Raw genomic sequence first — 15,068 nt, forward strand, 5'->3', positions numbered from 1 at the left:
GAGAAGGTCCGCCACACGCACCGCATCCATCACGCCCAGGTCATGCCCACCACCCGAGCACGGTCGGCACGCACCCCTCAATCAGCGACAGAGCCACTTTCCGTGCCAGGGCCACGGAGCGTCACCGGAACCGCGATCATGAACGATTGTGGCTGACGATCTTCTCCAAAACCTCTGGCTCCGCAGTGCCGACGTCGCGGTCAACACCCTGACCATCCGTGCCGACCGCGTGACCGTCCACGCCGCCACGACCGGCAGCGAGGCGGGCTGTCCGTCGTGCGAAACCGTCTCGACCCGGGTGCACAGCAGCTACGTGCGGAGGTTGGACGACAGTGCGGCGGGCGGGCGTCGGGTGGTGGTCGAGTTACGGGTCCGACGGTTCCGCTACGGTGAACGAGCTTGCCCCAGGGCCACGTTCGTCGAGCAGGCGGCGGGGCCGACCTTCCGTCACGGTAGTCGGAGCCAGGGCCTGCAGACCGTGCTGCAGCAGCTCGCCCTTGCCCTGGCGAGCCGGCTCCGGCTGTCGCCTTGGCGTCCGTCAGCTCCGAGCCCCGCCGGACCGGCCGGCTGTCCGACCGGGTCCGCGAAAAGCACGCCGCCGTCCATGCGCTCATCCAGGATGGGTTCAGCCTGCGCGCCATCGGCCGACGACGGGGCCTGGCCCGCAATACAGTCCGCCGGCTGGCCGGCGCGAAGGACCCGGACGAGCTGCTGGTCGGCCGCTGGACCGGACGCACCAGCATCCTCGACCCCTGCAAGCCCTACCTCCACCAGCGGTTGGCCGAGGGCCACACCATCGCCCGGCGCCTGTTCGAGGAGATCCGACAGCGCGGCTACCCGGGCCGAGGACTGGGGCCGTACCGCGCGGGTGGGTGCCGGGCCCGGATTCGATCTGATGCGCATGCGGTATCGGTGTGTTGATGGGACCGTCCCCAGAGAGCGCTGGCGGGCTGGGATACTCCAGGCATGGTGAATCGACTGGTGCACGCCCAGTCGCCGTATCTCCAGCAGCACGCCACCAATCCTGTGGACTGGTGGGAGTGGGGAGAGGAGGCGATGTCAGAAGCAGCAAGGCGGGACGTACCCATCCTCCTCTCGGTGGGGTACGCATCCTGCCATTGGTTACCGCTTCTGACGACAAGTCAACTGGCGTCCCGTGATGGCACACAAGTTGCGCCGCTCGGGGTTCGCGAGCCGAGGCGGATCGGGCCGGTTGGAGTTGGTTCGCCGACGGGCCGCAGAGTGCGGCTTGACCCGACGCGTGCGGTCTGGCGCGCAGGCGGAGTCTCTGGGACACAGATGGTCAGCTCGGGACGCCTGGTGATGGACGCTGAGGACTTGATTGCGGCTTCGCAAAAGCGCTCGGTTGGGAGACCCCGGTCGAGCGCGCAGCGGCGGGGACAACGGCGCACAGCTGACGACTACCCATCGTCACGTGGTCAAGAGTGCTTTGTGGCGGTTCAGGCCAGTGAGAGGTCCTGTGTCGAGATCGAACTCAGTGCACTCCCCTTTCACATCGCGAGCCCCAGGGCCTATCGACACGAGTCGGCCGAACGCGTTTCCGCAGGTCAGCGAAGCGCTGACCTGCGGAAACGATGAGAGATCGAACTGCGTTTCCGCAGGTCAGAGGGGGTTCTACAGGTCGTAGTACAGCTCGAACTCGTGCGGGTGGGGGCGCAGGGCGATGGGGGCGATCTCGTTGGTGCGCTTGAAGTCGATCCAGGTCTCGATCAGGTCCGGGGTGAAGACGTTGCCAGCGAGCAGGTACTCGTGGTCGGCCTCCAGGGCGTCGAGGACGGCCGGGAGGGAGGAGGGCACCTGCGGGACGTTGGCGTGCTCCTCGGGGGCCAGCTCGTAGAGGTCCTTGTCGACCGGCTCCAGGGGCTCGATCTTGTTGCGGATGCCGTCGAGGCCGGCCATCAGCATGGCGGAGAAGGCCAGGTACGGGTTGGAGGAGGGGTCGGGCGCGCGGAACTCGATGCGCTTGGCCTTGGCGTTGGAGCCGGTGATCGGGATGCGGATCGCGGCCGAGCGGTTGCGCTGGGAGTAGACGAGGTTGACCGGCGCCTCGAAGCCCGGGACCAGGCGGTGGTAGGAGTTCACCGACGGGTTGGTGAAGGCCAGCAGCGAGGGGGCGTGCCGGAGCAGGCCGCCGATGTAGTAGCGGGCGATGTCGGAGAGGCCGGCGTAGCCCTGCTCGTCGTAGAAGAGCGGCGAGCCCTCGGTCCACAGCGACTGGTGGACGTGCATGCCCGAGCCGTTGTCGCCGAAGATCGGCTTCGGCATGAAGGTGGCCGTCTTGCCGTTGCGCCAGGCGACGTTCTTGATGATGTACTTGAACAGCATCAGGTCGTCGGCGGCGTGCAGCAGGGTGTTGAACTTGTAGTTGATCTCGGCCTGGCCGGCCGTGCCGACCTCGTGGTGCTGGCGCTCTACTTCGAGGCCGGACTTGGCCAGTTCGAGCGACATCTCGGCCCGCAGGTCGGCGAAGTGGTCCACCGGCGGGGTGGGGAAGTAGCCGCCCTTGTACTTGACCTTGTAGCCGCGGACGTCGCCCTCGGCGGCGCCGGAGTTCCAGGCGCCGGCCTCCGAGTCGATGTGGTAGAAGGACGCGTTGGCGCTGGTCTCGAAGCGGACCGAGTCGAAGACGTAGAACTCGGCCTCGGGCCCGAAGAACGCGGTGTCGGCGATGCCGGAGGAGGCGAGGTAGGCCTCGGCCTTCTTGGCGACGTTGCGCGGGTCGCGGCTGTAGGCCTCGCCGGTGACCGGGTCCTGGATGAAGAAGTTGATGTTGAGGTGCTTCTCGACCCGGAAGGGGTCGAGCCGGGCCGTGGCGAGGTCCGGGACCAGGGCCATGTCGGACTCGTGGATGGCCTGGAAGCCGCGGATCGACGAGCCGTCGAACATCAGGGTCTCGGACGGGTCGAAGGTCGCCGCAGGTACGGAGAAGTGCTGCATGACGCCCGGCAGATCGCAGAAGCGGACATCGACGAACTTCACGTCGTTGTCCTGAATGAACTGCTTCACTTCGGCGGCGTTGTTGAACATCCATCCTCCTCGGCGTGCGAATGGGGCTCACCCTAGGAACGGGCCGTTTCCAGCCGGTGACCCGGTCGTTTCGTAAATGTTAACCACGCCCGCCGATCGGGTGGCAAAGACGTACGGGACGGGGCAAAATGCACCGCCGCCAGGCCCGGCTTCCCGCGAGTGGTCTGGACCACTCGGAAAGCTCCGGCGGTGCGATTCACCCGCCCGTGGCGTTCGGGGGAGGCGGTGGCGGTGCGGACGGGTCGCCCGGTTAATGTGGATTCGTGGACACCAGAGAAGCGTTGGGATCGTGGATCGACGGCCCGAAGGCGGCCGCCGAGAAGATGGGAGCCGACTTCGGCTACCGCGGCGAGCGCCTCGGCCTGCCCGAGGAGAGCCCCGGCTCGATCGCGGGCCCCGGCCGCCGGGTCGGCGCACTGTTCGTGGACGGCTGGCTGGTCGCCCTGATCGCCTACGGGCTGATCGGCAAGGGCAGCCCGGCCGAGGCGAACCTGTGGACCAGTCCGCTCTACTTCCTGGTCGCGGCGGTGCTGCTCGCCACCACCGGTACGACGGTCGGCAAGCGACTGTTCGGCCTCCGGGTGATCCGCCTGGACGGCGGCCGCGCGACCATCCCGCAGGTGCTGCTGCGCACCCTGCTGCTCTGCCTGGTGGTGCCGCCGCTGGTCTGGGACCGCGACACCCGCGGTCTGCACGACAAGGCGGTCGGCACCGTCGAGGTTCGGATCTAGGGCAGGTCCGGTGTCGCGGGGCCGGCAAGATCCGCCGGACACGCCCTGGGTCCGACGGTTCCCAGCGGTCCCACTGCTCAACAGCCGTGCCGCACAACGCTGAACGGCCCCGACGCGGGATCTCCGCGGCGGGGCCGTTCAGCGTTGTGGTCGGGGGAGCGTCAGCGGGCCTGGCCGCCCTTGGGCATCCGGGCGCCCTTGGGCATCGGGCCCTTGGGGATCGGCGCCTTGGAGAGCAGGTCGCCCAGGGCCCGCAGACGGTCGTTGGTCTCGGTGACCTGGGAGGCGGTGATCGCGCGGGGCAGTCGCATCAGGTGGATCTGCAGCTTCTTGAGCGGGATCTCGCCCTCGCCGGTGCCCACCACGATGTCGTGCACCGGCACGTCGCCGACCACCCGGGCCATCTTCTTCTTCTCGGAGGCCAGCAGCTGGCGCACCCGGTTCGGGTTGCCCTCGCCGATCAGCGCGATCCCGGCCCGGCCCACCGCGCGGTAGACCGCGTCCTGGTTGCGGGTGACCGCGACCGGGGTGGAGTTGGAGCTCCAGCCGCGTCGGATGTTGTTCAGCACCGCCGCAACGGCGCCCGGCTGCCCCTCCATCTGTCCGAACGCCGCGCGTTCGGCCCGGCGCCCGAAGACGATCGCCATGGCCAGGAAGGCCACGATGAAGCCCAGGATGCCCAGGTAGATCGGGTGGTCGATTGCGAAGCCGATGGCGAGGAACACGCCGAAGGTCAGCAGGCCGACGCCGGCGATGATCAGGCCGATCTTGGTGTCGACCTTCTTGGTCATGGTGTACGCCAGACGGATCTGCTTCAGTCGCCCGGGGTTCTCGGATGTTTCCCTCGCCATAACGCTCATGGTACGTGGCACGGGTGCGGGATATCCAAGCCCGGGTACCCGTTCGCCCGATCCGTAACCCGAGTGCCCTGTGTCGTCGCACACAGCGACCGGCGGCGGCGTCGACGGCGCCCGTCACCGCCGGGGTGGTGAGGTCCCCGCCGCCCGCGCGTCGTGCCGGCGGTCCGCCGCGTACCGGCGGTTCTCGCAGACCGCCGCCCAGGCGTTGCGCCGGGCCTGCCGCTGGCCGCCCGCCAGCAGGACGCTCTCGGCGAACCGCAGCGCGACCCCCACCGACCGGATGCGCATCCGCATGCCGAACAGCTCCCCTCGTGGCTGAGAAGAATCGAACGATCGCAACGAATCCATCGTCACCACTCCGTGTTACCAGGCGGTGACAGGCCAGTCAAAGCGCGGTGAAACCGAAAGGGCGGAGCCGAGGCCCCGCCCTTCGCCCGCATGCGGGTGGCTCAAAAGCGCCGGATCGGCCGGACCAGCCGACCAGCCCGATCGGCCAGATCGGCCGGATCAGCCGGATCAGACCGCCGCGGCCTGCTCGCGCCGCTCCAGCGCCTGCCGGTACAGCCGACCGGCCCGGTAGGAGGAGCGCACCAGCGGGCCCGACATGACCCCGGCGAAGCCCAGCTCCTCGGCCTCCTGCTGGAGCTCGACGAACTCGTGCGGCTTGACCCAGCGCTCCACCGGGTGGTGGCGCAGCGAGGGGCGCAGGTACTGGGTGATGGTGATCAGCTCGCAGCCGGCGCCGACCAGGTCGGCCAGCGCCTGGCTGACCTCCTCGCGGGTCTCGCCCATGCCGAGGATCAGGTTGGACTTGGTCACCAGCCCGGCCGCGCGGGCCTGGGTGATGACGTCGAGCGAGCGCTCGTAGCGGAAGGCCGGGCGGATCCGCTTGAAGATCCGCGGCACCGTCTCGACGTTGTGCGCGAGCACCTCGGGACGGGAGGAGAAGACCTCGGCCAGCTGCTCGGGCACCGCGTTGAAGTCGGGGATCAGCAGCTCGACGCCGGTGCGGCCGCTCTCGCGGTCGGCGGTCATCGCGTGCACCTGGCGCACGGTCTCGGCGTACAGCCAGGCGCCGCCGTCCGGCAGGTCGTCGCGGGCGACGCCGGTGATGGTGGCGTAGTTGAGGTCCATCGTGACGATGGACTCGGCGACCCGGCGCGGCTCGTCCCGGTCGAACTCGGCGGGCTTGCCGGTGTCGATCTGGCAGAAGTCGCAGCGGCGGGTGCACTGGTCGCCGCCGATGAGGAAGGTCGCCTCGCGGTCCTCCCAGCACTCGAAGATGTTGGGGCAGCCGGCTTCCTGGCAGACGGTGTGCAGCCCCTCCTTCTTCACCAGCGACTGGAGGGCGTTGTACTCCGGGCCCATCTTCGCGCGGGTCTTGATCCACTCGGGCTTCCGCTCGATGGGGGTCTCGCTGTTGCGGACCTCCAGGCGGAGCAGCTTCCTGCCGTCGGGCGCGACAGCGGACACGTGCGACTCCTAGAACTAGACGGGGTACCCCCAGGGTACGCCTGTGGTTGTACGGCCTTCGCGGGGCCCGTTGCCCCGCAATCGCAGGGCAACAGCGCTACTGGCCGGTAGATTCCCGGGAAATGTCCGGGTCGGGGGTCAGCGGGCGAGAGCCGGTTCGGGCAGCTCCGCGAACACGTCCGCGAGGTGGCGCTCGACCACCGGCAGCGCCTCGCCGACGGTGAAGTCGCGCCCCAGCTCGCCGGCGAGCGAGGCGACGCCGGCGTCCCGGATGCCGCACGGCACGATCCGGTCGAACCAGGTCATGTCCGGGTCGCAGTTGAGCGCGAAGCCGTGCATGGTGACCCCGCGGGCGACCCGGACGCCGATCGCGGCGAGTTTGCGGTCGTCGCCGCGCTGGCCGGCGTTGGACGGCGCGTACTCGGGGCCGGCCAGCCGGGGGTCGATGCCCAGGGGCAGGCCCATCCGCAGGGTCAGCTTGCCGATGTCCACCACCTGCGCCGGGTCCACCACGGCGTCCGGGATGGACTCGCCCAGCACCCAGACGCCGCTGCGGCCCTCGACCCGGGTGGTCCCGACGCCGAACTCGGCGCAGGCGCGGATCAGCGCCTCCTCCAGCCGGCGGACGTACGCGACCACGTCGATCGGGTCGGGCAGCTTGACGATCGGGTAGCCGACCAGCTGGCCGGGGCCGTGCCAGGTGATCTCCCCGCCCCGGTTGACCTCGACCACCGGGGTGCCGTCCAGCGGCAGGTCGGCGGGGTTGGTGCGCTTGCCCATCGTGTAGACGGGCTGGTGCTCCAGCAGCAGCACGGTGTCGGGGATCTCGTCCGCGACCCGCAGCGCGTGCAGGCGCTGCTGCTCCTCCCAGGCCTCCTGGTAGGCGATGGCGCCCTCGCCTATCCCCATTCGAACGAAACGCACGTTCTCGCTCACCGCTGCCGCTCCTTGCCAGGCGTTCGAGACCAACCTCGCCACTGTACGCCCACGCCCGTACGGACGGTTCAGCCGCCCGTACGGGCCGCTCAGCCCCCCCGTGCGGGCCCTTCAGCCCCCCGCGAGCAGTTGCAGCCGCAGCGCCAGCTGGAGTTCGAGCGAGCGCTCGGGGTGGTTCCAGTCCGGGCCGAGCAGCGCCTCGACCCGGTCCAGCCGCTGGACGACGGTGTTCACGTGGACGTGCAGTTCGTCCTTGGCACGGGTGAGGCTGCCCCCGCAGTCGAAGTAGGCGCGCAGGGTGCGGACCAGTTCGGTGCCGCGCCGGGCGTCGTAGGCGAGCAGCGGGCCGAGCGCCGAGCCGACGAAGCCGTCCACGTCGTGCCCGTCGCCGAGCAGTACCCCGAGGAAGCCCAGCGCGCGGGCCGAGGCGCCCTCCCCGGCGCGGCCGAGCACCCGCAGTGCCCGGACGCAGCGCAGGCCCTCGGCGTACGAGGCGGCCAGCGCAGGCGGGCCGGCGGCCGGGCGGCCGGCGCCCACGGTGACCGGGAACCCGGCCAGCCGGGCCAGCCGCTCGGCGGCCTGCCGCGCGGCCTCCTCCGGGTCGCCGGCCTCCGGGACCAGCAGCACCACCGCCTCGCCGTGCTCGGCGCTGACGCCCCGGGAGCCGAACAGGTACCGCCGGGCGGCCCCGGCCAGCCGGCCGCGGTCGGGGACGGGGGGCCCGGCGGGTTCGGCCGGTTCGGCGACCAGGACCAGGTGCGGGCGGGCGAGGTCGACGCCGAGCCGGCGGCCGCGCGCGGTGAGCCCGGCCGGGTCGCGGTCGGGGGCGGTCAGCAGGTCGGTGAGCAGTTCGCCGCGGACCCTGTTCTCGGTCTCGGCCACCGAGCGGCGCAGCAGCAGGAGCAGCGCGGTCACCACGCTGGCCCGCTCGAACAGCCGCCGGTCCGCGTCGTCGAGGCCGGGGCGTCCGCGCAGCACCAGGGTGCCGAGCGCGTCGTGCCCGGCCAGCACCGCGCACACCCACAGCTCGCCGTGCCGGACGGACCGCCCCTCGGCCCGGGACGCGGCGACCGCCTCCGCCAGTTCGCCGGCGGGCGTGGACCGCCCGGCCAGCGGCTCGCCCTCGGCGTCGAGTACGGCTATCTCGCCGCCCAGCAGGGCCGCGACGGCGGCGGCGACATCCGGCACCTCGGCGCCGCGCAGCACCAGGTCGGTGAGCCGGTCGTGGGCCTGTTCGGCGCGCTGGACGGCGGCCGAGTGGGCGCGGACCAGTTCGTTGGCGCTGTTCAGTTCGGCGAGCGCGGCCCGGGTGTCGGCCAGCGACTTGGCGGTGTCCAGGGCGATCGCGGCGTGCGCGGCCAGCGTGCAGAGCAGCGCGACCTCGTCGGGGGAGAAGGCGCGGGGTGAGCGGTCGGCGGCGAACAGCACCCCGATGACCTCGCCGCCGAGCAGCAGCGGCACCCCGATGATCGCCACCAGGCCCTCGTCCAGCACGCCCGCGTCGATCGTGCCGGTGTGGTGGAACCGTTCGTCGGTGCGGTAGTCGGGGGTGGCGTACGGGCGGGCGGTCTGCGCGACCAGGCCGCCCAGGCCGTGGCCGAGGCTGAGCCGCAGGGTCTGGAACAGGACGGAGACCGAGCCGTCGGTGACCCGCATGTAGGTGTCGCCGGCGGCCTCGTCCGGCAGGGTCAGGTACGCGGTGTCGGTGCCGAGCAGCATCCGGGCGCGGCGGACGATCGCCTGGAGCACGGTGTCCAGTTCCCGGGAGGCGGCGAGGTCCCCGGCGGTGTCGAACAGGGCGGTCAACTCGGCTTCGCGGCGCCGGTGTTGACGCAGCGTGCGGTGCACCCGGAGGGCCTGCCAGGTGGCGTCGTCGATCTCGGCGAGGACGGCGGCCGGCGCCCCGCGGCGGCGGGCGTCGGCCAGCACGTCGGCGAAGTCCTCGGTGGCGGCGCCGGAGGCGAGCAGGTCGAGCAGCCGCCGCAGCGCGGGCGCGGCGCTTTCGTGAGGGTCGTTCATGGTGCGTGCCGCCAATCGGCGTCGTGTCCGGCGCAAGCGCGATCGTAGCGGCTCGGCCGTCAGGCGGTGGCGGGCTTGGCGACCACGGCGGCGGCCTCCGGTTCCACCGCCCCCTCCACGTCCGTCAGGTCGGTGTTCCTGGTCTCCCGCCCGCACAGCACCGCCAGCACGGTGATCGCCGCCGCGATCGCCACGTAGACCGAGATCGGGGTGGCGCTGCCGTAGTCCTTGAGCAGCGCGGTCGCGATCAGCGGCGCGGGCGCGCCGGCCGCCACCGAGGCGAACTGGGCCCCGATCGAGGCGCCCGAGTACCGCATCCGGGTGGCGAACAGCTCGGAGAAGAACGCCGCCTGCGGTGCGTACATCGCGCTGTGGAAGACCAGCCCGACCGTCACCGCGACCACCAGCTGTCCGAACGACCTGGTGTCCACCAGTCCGAAGAAGACGAACGCCCAGACGCCCACCCCGACCGCGCCCACCAGGTACACCGGCTTGCGCCCGACCCGGTCGGACAGCGCTCCGAACAGCGGGATCAGCGCGAACTGGATCGCCGAGCCGATCAGCACGGCGTTCAGCGCGGTCTGCTTGGAGAAGTGCGCGTGGGTGACGGCGTACGTCAGCACAAAGGTGGTCATCACGTAGTACGAGATGTTCTCCGCCATCCGTGCGCCCATCGCCACCAGCACCTCCCGCCAGTGGTTCCGCAACACCGCCACCAGCGGCGGCTGTTCGACGACCGCCCGCTGCCGCTGGGCCGCCAGCGCCTGCTTGAACAGCGGCGACTCGTCGACCGCCAGCCGGATCCACAGCCCGACCCCGACCAGCACCGCCGACAGCAGGAACGGCACCCGCCACCCCCACGACAGGAACGCGTCCTCCGACAGCACCGCCGTCAGCAGCGACAGCACCCCCGCCGCCAGCAGGTTCCCGGCCGGTGCCCCGCCCTGTGGCCAGGACGCCCAGAACCCGCGCCGCCGCTGGTCCCCGTGCTCCGACACCAGCAGCACCGCCCCGCCCCACTCCCCGCCGAGCGCGAAGCCCTGCACCAGCCGCAGCACCGTCAACAGCACCGGTGCCGCCGCCCCGATGGAGCTGTAGGTGGGCAGCACCCCGATCAGCGTGGTCGACCCGCCCATCAGCAGCAGGCTGACGACGAGCAGCTTCTTCCGTCCGACCCGGTCCCCGAAGTGCCCGAACACCAGCGCCCCGATCGGCCGCGCCGCGAACCCGATCGCATAGGTGAGGAAGGACAGCAGCGTCCCCGTCAGCGGATCGGTGTTCGGGAAGAACAGCTTGTTGAACACCAGCGCGGCCGCTGTTCCGTACAAGAAGTAGTCGTACCACTCGATCGTGGTCCCGATGAGACTGGCGGCCACGACCCGTGGGAGTGAGCGGGTGGCTGCCGTGGCTGGTGCGGAGGCGTTCATGGTCACCACTTCCGGGCCGGGGGGAGGATGTCGTCACAAGGGATGTCGCCACAAGGTAGGAAGGCGCGTCCCCCGGGACTATGTGGGTCGCCCACATAGTCCCGGGGGTCGGCCTGGGGAGGGCGGCCAGGTGCCGCCGCTCAGTGCGCCGTCCAGCCGCCGTCGACGGGGAGGCTGGCGCCGGTGATGTAGGAGGCGGGCGGGGAGCAGAGCCAGAGGGCGAGTTGGGCGATTTCGTCGGGTTCGATGAGGCGCTTGACGGCCGTGCGTTCGAGCATGATCCGCTCGACGACCTCGTCCTCGCGGATGCCGTGGGCGAGCGCCTGGCTCGCGATCTGCTGCTCCACCAGCGGAGTCCGGACGTAGCCCGGGTTGATGCAGTTGCTGGTGACGCCGTAGGGGGCGCCCTCCAGGGCGACGGTCTTGCTGAGGCCCTCCAGGGCGTGCTTGGCGGTGACGTAGGCGGACTTGAAGGCGCTGGCGCGCAGGCCGTGGACGGAGGAGATGTTGACCACCCGGCCCCACTCCCGCTCGTACATGTGCGGGAGAGTGCGGCGCAGGATGCGGAACGGCGCCTCGACCATGACGCGTTGGATGAGGGTGAAGCGGTCGGGCGGGAACTCGTGGACGGGCGCGACGTGTTGGAGACCGGCGTTGTTGACCACGATGTCGGCGTCGGCCGGCAGGGCCTCCACGGCCTCCGGGTCGGCGAGGTCCGCGACGACGGCGCGGCCGCCGATCCGCTCCGCGAGCTCCCGGGCCGGGCCGGCCGCGAGATCGACGACGTAGACCCGGGCGCCGGCCGCGGCGAAGGCCTCGGCGCAGGCCCGGCCGATGCCCGAGGCGGCCCCGGTGACCAGGGCCGTCCGGCCGTCGAGCGGGCGGGCTGTAGTGGTGTCCATGGCCGAGAACGCTAGGAAATCCGGGGGCCCGGCTCCCATGTGGTGGGCCGCTACAGCATCCCGGCGGGCTGTGGTGTCCACCGCTATGACGGCCGATCGACGGTTCGACCGCGGAAGGCCAAACCCGTGCCATCCGTGCTTCCCCACAATGGGCGCGGTTGCTTCACCCGTTCGGAGGATTGCTCGGTCAGATCCACCCATAGCGCCCGAATGCTCGCTACATTCACGCCGATTCCCGACAGGGGGCGCCGCCCCAGGCAGCCGAAGTGCTGGTAGAGCCCGGTGCGACGTCCGAGAGGTGTTGACTGACATGCCCCAACGGCCTGCAACCGACAGCCCGGCGTACGGACCGCTCGACCCGCTCGGCCACCACCGAGGCCCGGTCGGCCGGACCCTGCCGGACGCCCCCGACGCCCTGACCGCCGACGCCCCGACCGCCGACGAACTGCGGCTGCCCGCGCAGGCCACAACCGACCGGCACGAACCCGCCGCCCCCGCGCCCGCGCCGGTCGGCGGCCACTCCGGGCACTCCGGACCGGCCCCGCAGAACGGCCAACTCGCCGCGCTCATCGAGGAAGCCGGCTTCTCGCACGCGGGCCTGGCCCGCCGGGTCGACCAGCTCGGCCTGGAACACGGCCTCGACCTGCGCTACGACAAGACCTCGGTCACCCGCTGGCTGCGCGGCCAGCAGCCGCGCGGCGCCACCCCCGCGCTGATCGCCGAGGTCTTCACCCGCCGCCTCGGCCGCCGCCTCACCGCCCAGGACCTCGGCCTGGACGCCTGCGCCCCGGTGTACGCGGGCCTGGAGTTCGCCGAGACCCCGCAGGAGGCGGTGGACATCGTGGCGAGCATGTGGCGCAAGGACAACGGCCCGCAGTCCGAACTCCGCCGGATCGCCTTCACCCCGGCCGGCCTGGTCGTCCCCAGCCGGGACTGGCTGATCGGCCGCACCGACGAGCGCGTCGCCCGGGACGGCTCGACGATGGCCCGCCCCGACGCCGCCACCGGTCCGCCCTCCGTCACCGCCGCGGCCTCCCAGGGTGCCCCCGCCCCGACCGGCCCGCCGGGCACGCCCGGTACGCCCGCCGCGCCCGGTACGCCCGGCGCTTCCCCCCTGAGCCCGGCGCGCGGCCAGGCCCCCGGTGCCGCCGGCCTGCGCCCCGTGCCGGGGGCGGCCGGCCCCGCCGTGCCCACCATCGGCCGGGTGCCCACCCAGAGCCGGCGCCCGCCGGCCGCCGTCGAGCCGCCGTACACCGAACCGGCCCGCGAGCCGCGCCCCGCCCTGCGGGTCGGCCGCGGCGACATCGCCGCCATCCGCGCCGTCGGCGACCTCTTCCGGGCGCTCGACCACGCCTACGGCGGCGGGCACGCCCGGCAGGCGCTGGTCCGCTACCTGGAGAGCGAGGCCGAGCCGATGCTGCGCGGCCGCTACGGCGAGCAGATCGGTCGGGCGCTGTTCGGCGCCGTCGCCGACCTGACCAGGCTGGCCGGCTGGACGTCCTTCGACATCGCCGCGCACGGCCTCGCCCAGCGCTACTTCGTCCAGGCGCTGCGCCTGTCCCAGGCGGCGGGGGACCGCGCGCTCGGCGGGTACGTCCTGGTGACGATGAGCCAGCAGGCCGTCCACCTGGGCCACGGGCGGGAGGCCGTCCAACTGGCCCGGGTCGCCCAGCAGGGCGTGGGCACCACCGTGCCGCCGGTGGTCCAGTCGCTGATGCACGCCGCCGAGGCGCGCGGGCACGGCCTGCTGGGTGACGTCCGGGCCTGCACCACCGCCCTGGTGCGCTCCGAGCGGGCGCTCGCCGCGGCCCGGGCCGGCGACGAACTGCCTTCCTGGGCACGGTACTTCGACGAGGCTCAACTCTCCGACGAGTTCGCCCACTGCTACCGCGACCTCCAGCAGTGGCGCACCTCCGCGCAGCACGCCGAGAAGTCGCTGCGGCTGCGCTCACCCGCCTACGCGCGCAGCCGGATCTTCTGCCGGCTGGTGCTGGCCACCGCCCGGCTCGGCATGGGGGACCTCGACGAGGCCTGCACCATGGCGACCGACGCGCTGCGGGCGGCGGGGGAGATGCGCTCGGCCCGCTCGCTGGAGTACGTCCGGGACTTCCACCGCCGCCTCACCCCCTACCGGGGCAGCCCGGTGGCCCGCGCCTTCGAGGAGACGGCCCGCCAGGCGGGCGTGATCTAGGGCGTGTCCGGCGGATCTTGCCGGACACGCCCTAGGGAAGGCCGGGGCCGGTCGGGCGAGCCCCGGCGGCCCTGGAGACCCGTCCGGCCCGGGCCTGCCCCGGGCCGAAGGGCCCACCCGTCCGGCACCGGCTCCCAGCGGCCCGGAGACGGCCGGGAGCGAAGCGGCTCACCAGCTCTCGGCCCGGACGCGCGGCTGCCCGGCCGCCGTCGAGGGTGGCCGGACGCCGCCGCGCACCCGCTGCGCCACCAGCGGGAACACCAGCACCGAGAGCATGCCGGCGCCGACCAGCGCGGCCGCCGTCGAGGACGGCAGGTGGCCGTCGTCCACCTCGATGGTGGTGATCACCACGACCAGCGGCAGCGCCGTCGCGCCGTACAGTCCGAGCGCCGCGCGGTCCCGCCGGCCGAGTCCGGCCGGGGCGAGCAGCCCGGCGGGCAGCCCGCGCACGGCCAGGAGCAGCAGCAGGAACACCGGGACGAGCAGTATCGTGCCGGGGTCGTCCAGCAGGGCGGTCAGGTCGAAGTTCATCCCGCTGACCACGAAGAACACCGGCACCAGGAAGCCGAAGCCGATGCTCTCCAGCTTGGCCTCGATCACCTCCTCCTCGGCCTGGCGGATGTCGGAGAGCAGCAGCCGGGAGACGATCCCGGCGGTGAAGGCGCCGAGCAGCATGTCCAGGTCGAGCCAGATCGCGGCGGCCACCATGACGGCGAGCACCAGGATCACCGCCCGGATCGCGAACTGCCCGGAGGTGCGCAGGGTGCGCTCGATGAGCCGGGTGGCCCAGGCGGGCCGGGGGCGCCGGGCGCCGAGGACCGCGACGGCGGTGATCACCGCGAAGGCGCCGAGGATGGCGGCCGTCCGGGCCGGGGAGTTGCCGCTGAGCAGGATGGCGATCGCGATGATCGGCCCGAACTCGCCGACCGCCCCGGTGGCCATCACCAACGAGCCGAAGGGGGTGGGTAGTTCGCCGGAGTCGCGGAGGATCGGCAGGATGGTCCCGAGGGCGGTGGTGGTGAGCGCGAGGCCGGCGAAGGCGCCGTTCAACGGGTCCCGGTTGACCAGCGCGCCCACGCCGAGCGCCACCACGAGGGAGACCGACCACGCGGTGCCCGCCCGTTTCAGCGGGCCGCCGCGCAGCTTGGCGAAGTCGATCTCGTACCCGGCCAGGAACATCAGCATGGCCAGGCCGAACTGGGAGAACGCGTTGACCAGGTCGTCGACGTGCGCCCAGTTCAGGACATCGGGGCCGATCAGGACGCCGAGCACGATCTCGAACACGACGGTCGGGACGGCGATCCACCGCAGCAGGCGGTCGGCGAGCAGCGGCGCGGCGACGGCTGCGGCGGGGATCAGGATCAGGGCCACCGGCTGGACGGCGGCGCTCACCGCGCAACCGGCCGTACCGTGGAAATCATCCGATGAGCGGTCATATCGGCATCCTGGCATGCCGCCGGTCCGTCACTCCGGCAGACCGT

At 72.1% G+C, this 15,068-nt stretch carries 12 protein-coding genes and 2 pseudogenes; 5 read left to right on the forward strand and 9 right to left on the reverse strand.

Annotated features, from left to right (window positions below):
• Positions 1-229: 229 nt before the first annotated feature.
• The 3 genes and pseudogenes from ACIPLC_RS08475 to ACIPLC_RS08485 form a co-directional block, all read left to right on the forward strand.
• A pseudogene (locus ACIPLC_RS08475) lies at positions 230-373 on the forward strand (hypothetical protein); the annotation flags it as partial.
• 155 nt (positions 374-528) lie between these two features.
• The gene (locus tag ACIPLC_RS08480) at positions 529-921 is read left to right on the forward strand and encodes a hypothetical protein (protein ID WP_400472473.1); all 393 of its coding nucleotides are present in this window, start codon (positions 529-531) and stop codon (positions 919-921) included.
• A gap of 45 nt (positions 922-966) precedes the next feature.
• Positions 967-1,122 (forward strand): annotated as a pseudogene (locus ACIPLC_RS08485) (DUF255 domain-containing protein); the annotation flags it as partial.
• 513 nt (positions 1,123-1,635) lie between these two features.
• Here ACIPLC_RS08485 and glnA read toward each other — a convergent pair.
• Positions 1,636-3,048 (reverse strand): type I glutamate--ammonia ligase, encoded by a 1,413-nt coding sequence (gene glnA, locus ACIPLC_RS08490; RefSeq protein WP_400472190.1) that lies wholly within the window; start codon positions 3,046-3,048, stop codon positions 1,636-1,638.
• A gap of 263 nt (positions 3,049-3,311) precedes the next feature.
• On the opposite strand from glnA, the gene ACIPLC_RS08495 reads away from it, so the two are divergent.
• Complete coding sequence (locus ACIPLC_RS08495) at positions 3,312-3,779, forward strand: RDD family protein (RefSeq protein WP_400472191.1); 468 nt, start codon at positions 3,312-3,314, stop codon at positions 3,777-3,779.
• A 161-nt stretch (positions 3,780-3,940) separates the two neighbouring features.
• Here ACIPLC_RS08495 and ACIPLC_RS08500 read toward each other — a convergent pair whose 3' ends face one another.
• The 7 genes from ACIPLC_RS08500 to ACIPLC_RS08530 form a co-directional block, all read right to left on the reverse strand.
• Positions 3,941-4,630, reverse strand: coding sequence for a DUF4191 domain-containing protein (locus tag ACIPLC_RS08500; RefSeq protein ID WP_063347321.1), 690 nt, complete (start codon positions 4,628-4,630; stop codon positions 3,941-3,943).
• A 123-nt stretch (positions 4,631-4,753) separates the two neighbouring features.
• Positions 4,754-4,933 (reverse strand): hypothetical protein, encoded by a 180-nt coding sequence (locus ACIPLC_RS08505; protein ID WP_400472192.1) that lies wholly within the window; start codon positions 4,931-4,933, stop codon positions 4,754-4,756.
• Positions 4,934-5,155: 222 nt separating this feature from the next.
• Positions 5,156-6,112, reverse strand: coding sequence for a lipoyl synthase (lipA, locus tag ACIPLC_RS08510; protein WP_400472193.1), 957 nt, complete (start codon positions 6,110-6,112; stop codon positions 5,156-5,158).
• A gap of 138 nt (positions 6,113-6,250) precedes the next feature.
• Positions 6,251-7,021, reverse strand: a complete 771-nt coding sequence (lipB, locus tag ACIPLC_RS08515; protein WP_400472460.1) for a lipoyl(octanoyl) transferase LipB — start codon at positions 7,019-7,021, stop codon at positions 6,251-6,253.
• A gap of 138 nt (positions 7,022-7,159) precedes the next feature.
• On the reverse strand, positions 7,160-9,067 hold the full coding sequence (locus tag ACIPLC_RS08520; protein WP_400472194.1) for a helix-turn-helix domain-containing protein: 1,908 nt from the start codon (positions 9,065-9,067) through the stop codon (positions 7,160-7,162).
• 59 nt (positions 9,068-9,126) lie between these two features.
• Positions 9,127-10,494: an MFS transporter gene (locus ACIPLC_RS08525; RefSeq protein WP_400472195.1), complete on the reverse strand. Its 1,368-nt coding sequence runs from the start codon at positions 10,492-10,494 to the stop codon at positions 9,127-9,129.
• 140 nt (positions 10,495-10,634) lie between these two features.
• A complete protein-coding gene (locus tag ACIPLC_RS08530; RefSeq protein ID WP_400472196.1) occupies positions 10,635-11,396 on the reverse strand; it encodes a 3-hydroxybutyrate dehydrogenase in 762 nt (253 codons plus the stop codon).
• Positions 11,397-11,706: 310 nt separating this feature from the next.
• On the opposite strand from ACIPLC_RS08530, the gene ACIPLC_RS08535 reads away from it, so the two are divergent.
• Complete coding sequence (locus tag ACIPLC_RS08535; RefSeq protein ID WP_400472197.1) at positions 11,707-13,587, forward strand: regulator; 1,881 nt, start codon at positions 11,707-11,709, stop codon at positions 13,585-13,587.
• 168 nt (positions 13,588-13,755) lie between these two features.
• On the opposite strand, the gene ACIPLC_RS08540 is transcribed toward ACIPLC_RS08535, so the two are convergent.
• Complete coding sequence (locus ACIPLC_RS08540; RefSeq protein WP_400472198.1) at positions 13,756-14,979, reverse strand: cation:proton antiporter; 1,224 nt, start codon at positions 14,977-14,979, stop codon at positions 13,756-13,758.
• Positions 14,980-15,068 lie beyond the last annotated feature (89 nt).

Source organism: Kitasatospora sp. NPDC086801, from assembly GCF_044745805.1.
In the GTDB taxonomy this organism is placed as follows: domain Bacteria; phylum Actinomycetota; class Actinomycetes; order Streptomycetales; family Streptomycetaceae; genus Kitasatospora.

Excerpts from the sequence above, each read along its gene's own strand:
- glnA (WP_400472190.1), bottom strand. The coding sequence starts at position 3,048 with ATGTTCAACAACGCCGCCGAAGTGAAGCAGTTCATTCAGGACAACGAC.
- ACIPLC_RS08500 (WP_063347321.1), bottom strand. The coding sequence starts at position 4,630 with ATGGCGAGGGAAACATCCGAGAACCCCGGGCGACTGAAGCAGATCCGT.
- ACIPLC_RS08505 (WP_400472192.1), bottom strand. The coding sequence starts at position 4,933 with ATGCGGATGCGCATCCGGTCGGTGGGGGTCGCGCTGCGGTTCGCCGAG.
- lipB (WP_400472460.1), bottom strand. The coding sequence starts at position 7,021 with ATGGGGATAGGCGAGGGCGCCATCGCCTACCAGGAGGCCTGGGAGGAG.
- ACIPLC_RS08520 (WP_400472194.1), bottom strand. The coding sequence starts at position 9,067 with ATGAACGACCCTCACGAAAGCGCCGCGCCCGCGCTGCGGCGGCTGCTC.
- ACIPLC_RS08525 (WP_400472195.1), bottom strand. The coding sequence starts at position 10,494 with ATGAACGCCTCCGCACCAGCCACGGCAGCCACCCGCTCACTCCCACGG.
- ACIPLC_RS08530 (WP_400472196.1), bottom strand. The coding sequence starts at position 11,396 with ATGGACACCACTACAGCCCGCCCGCTCGACGGCCGGACGGCCCTGGTC.
- ACIPLC_RS08535 (WP_400472197.1), top strand. The coding sequence starts at position 11,707 with ATGCCCCAACGGCCTGCAACCGACAGCCCGGCGTACGGACCGCTCGAC.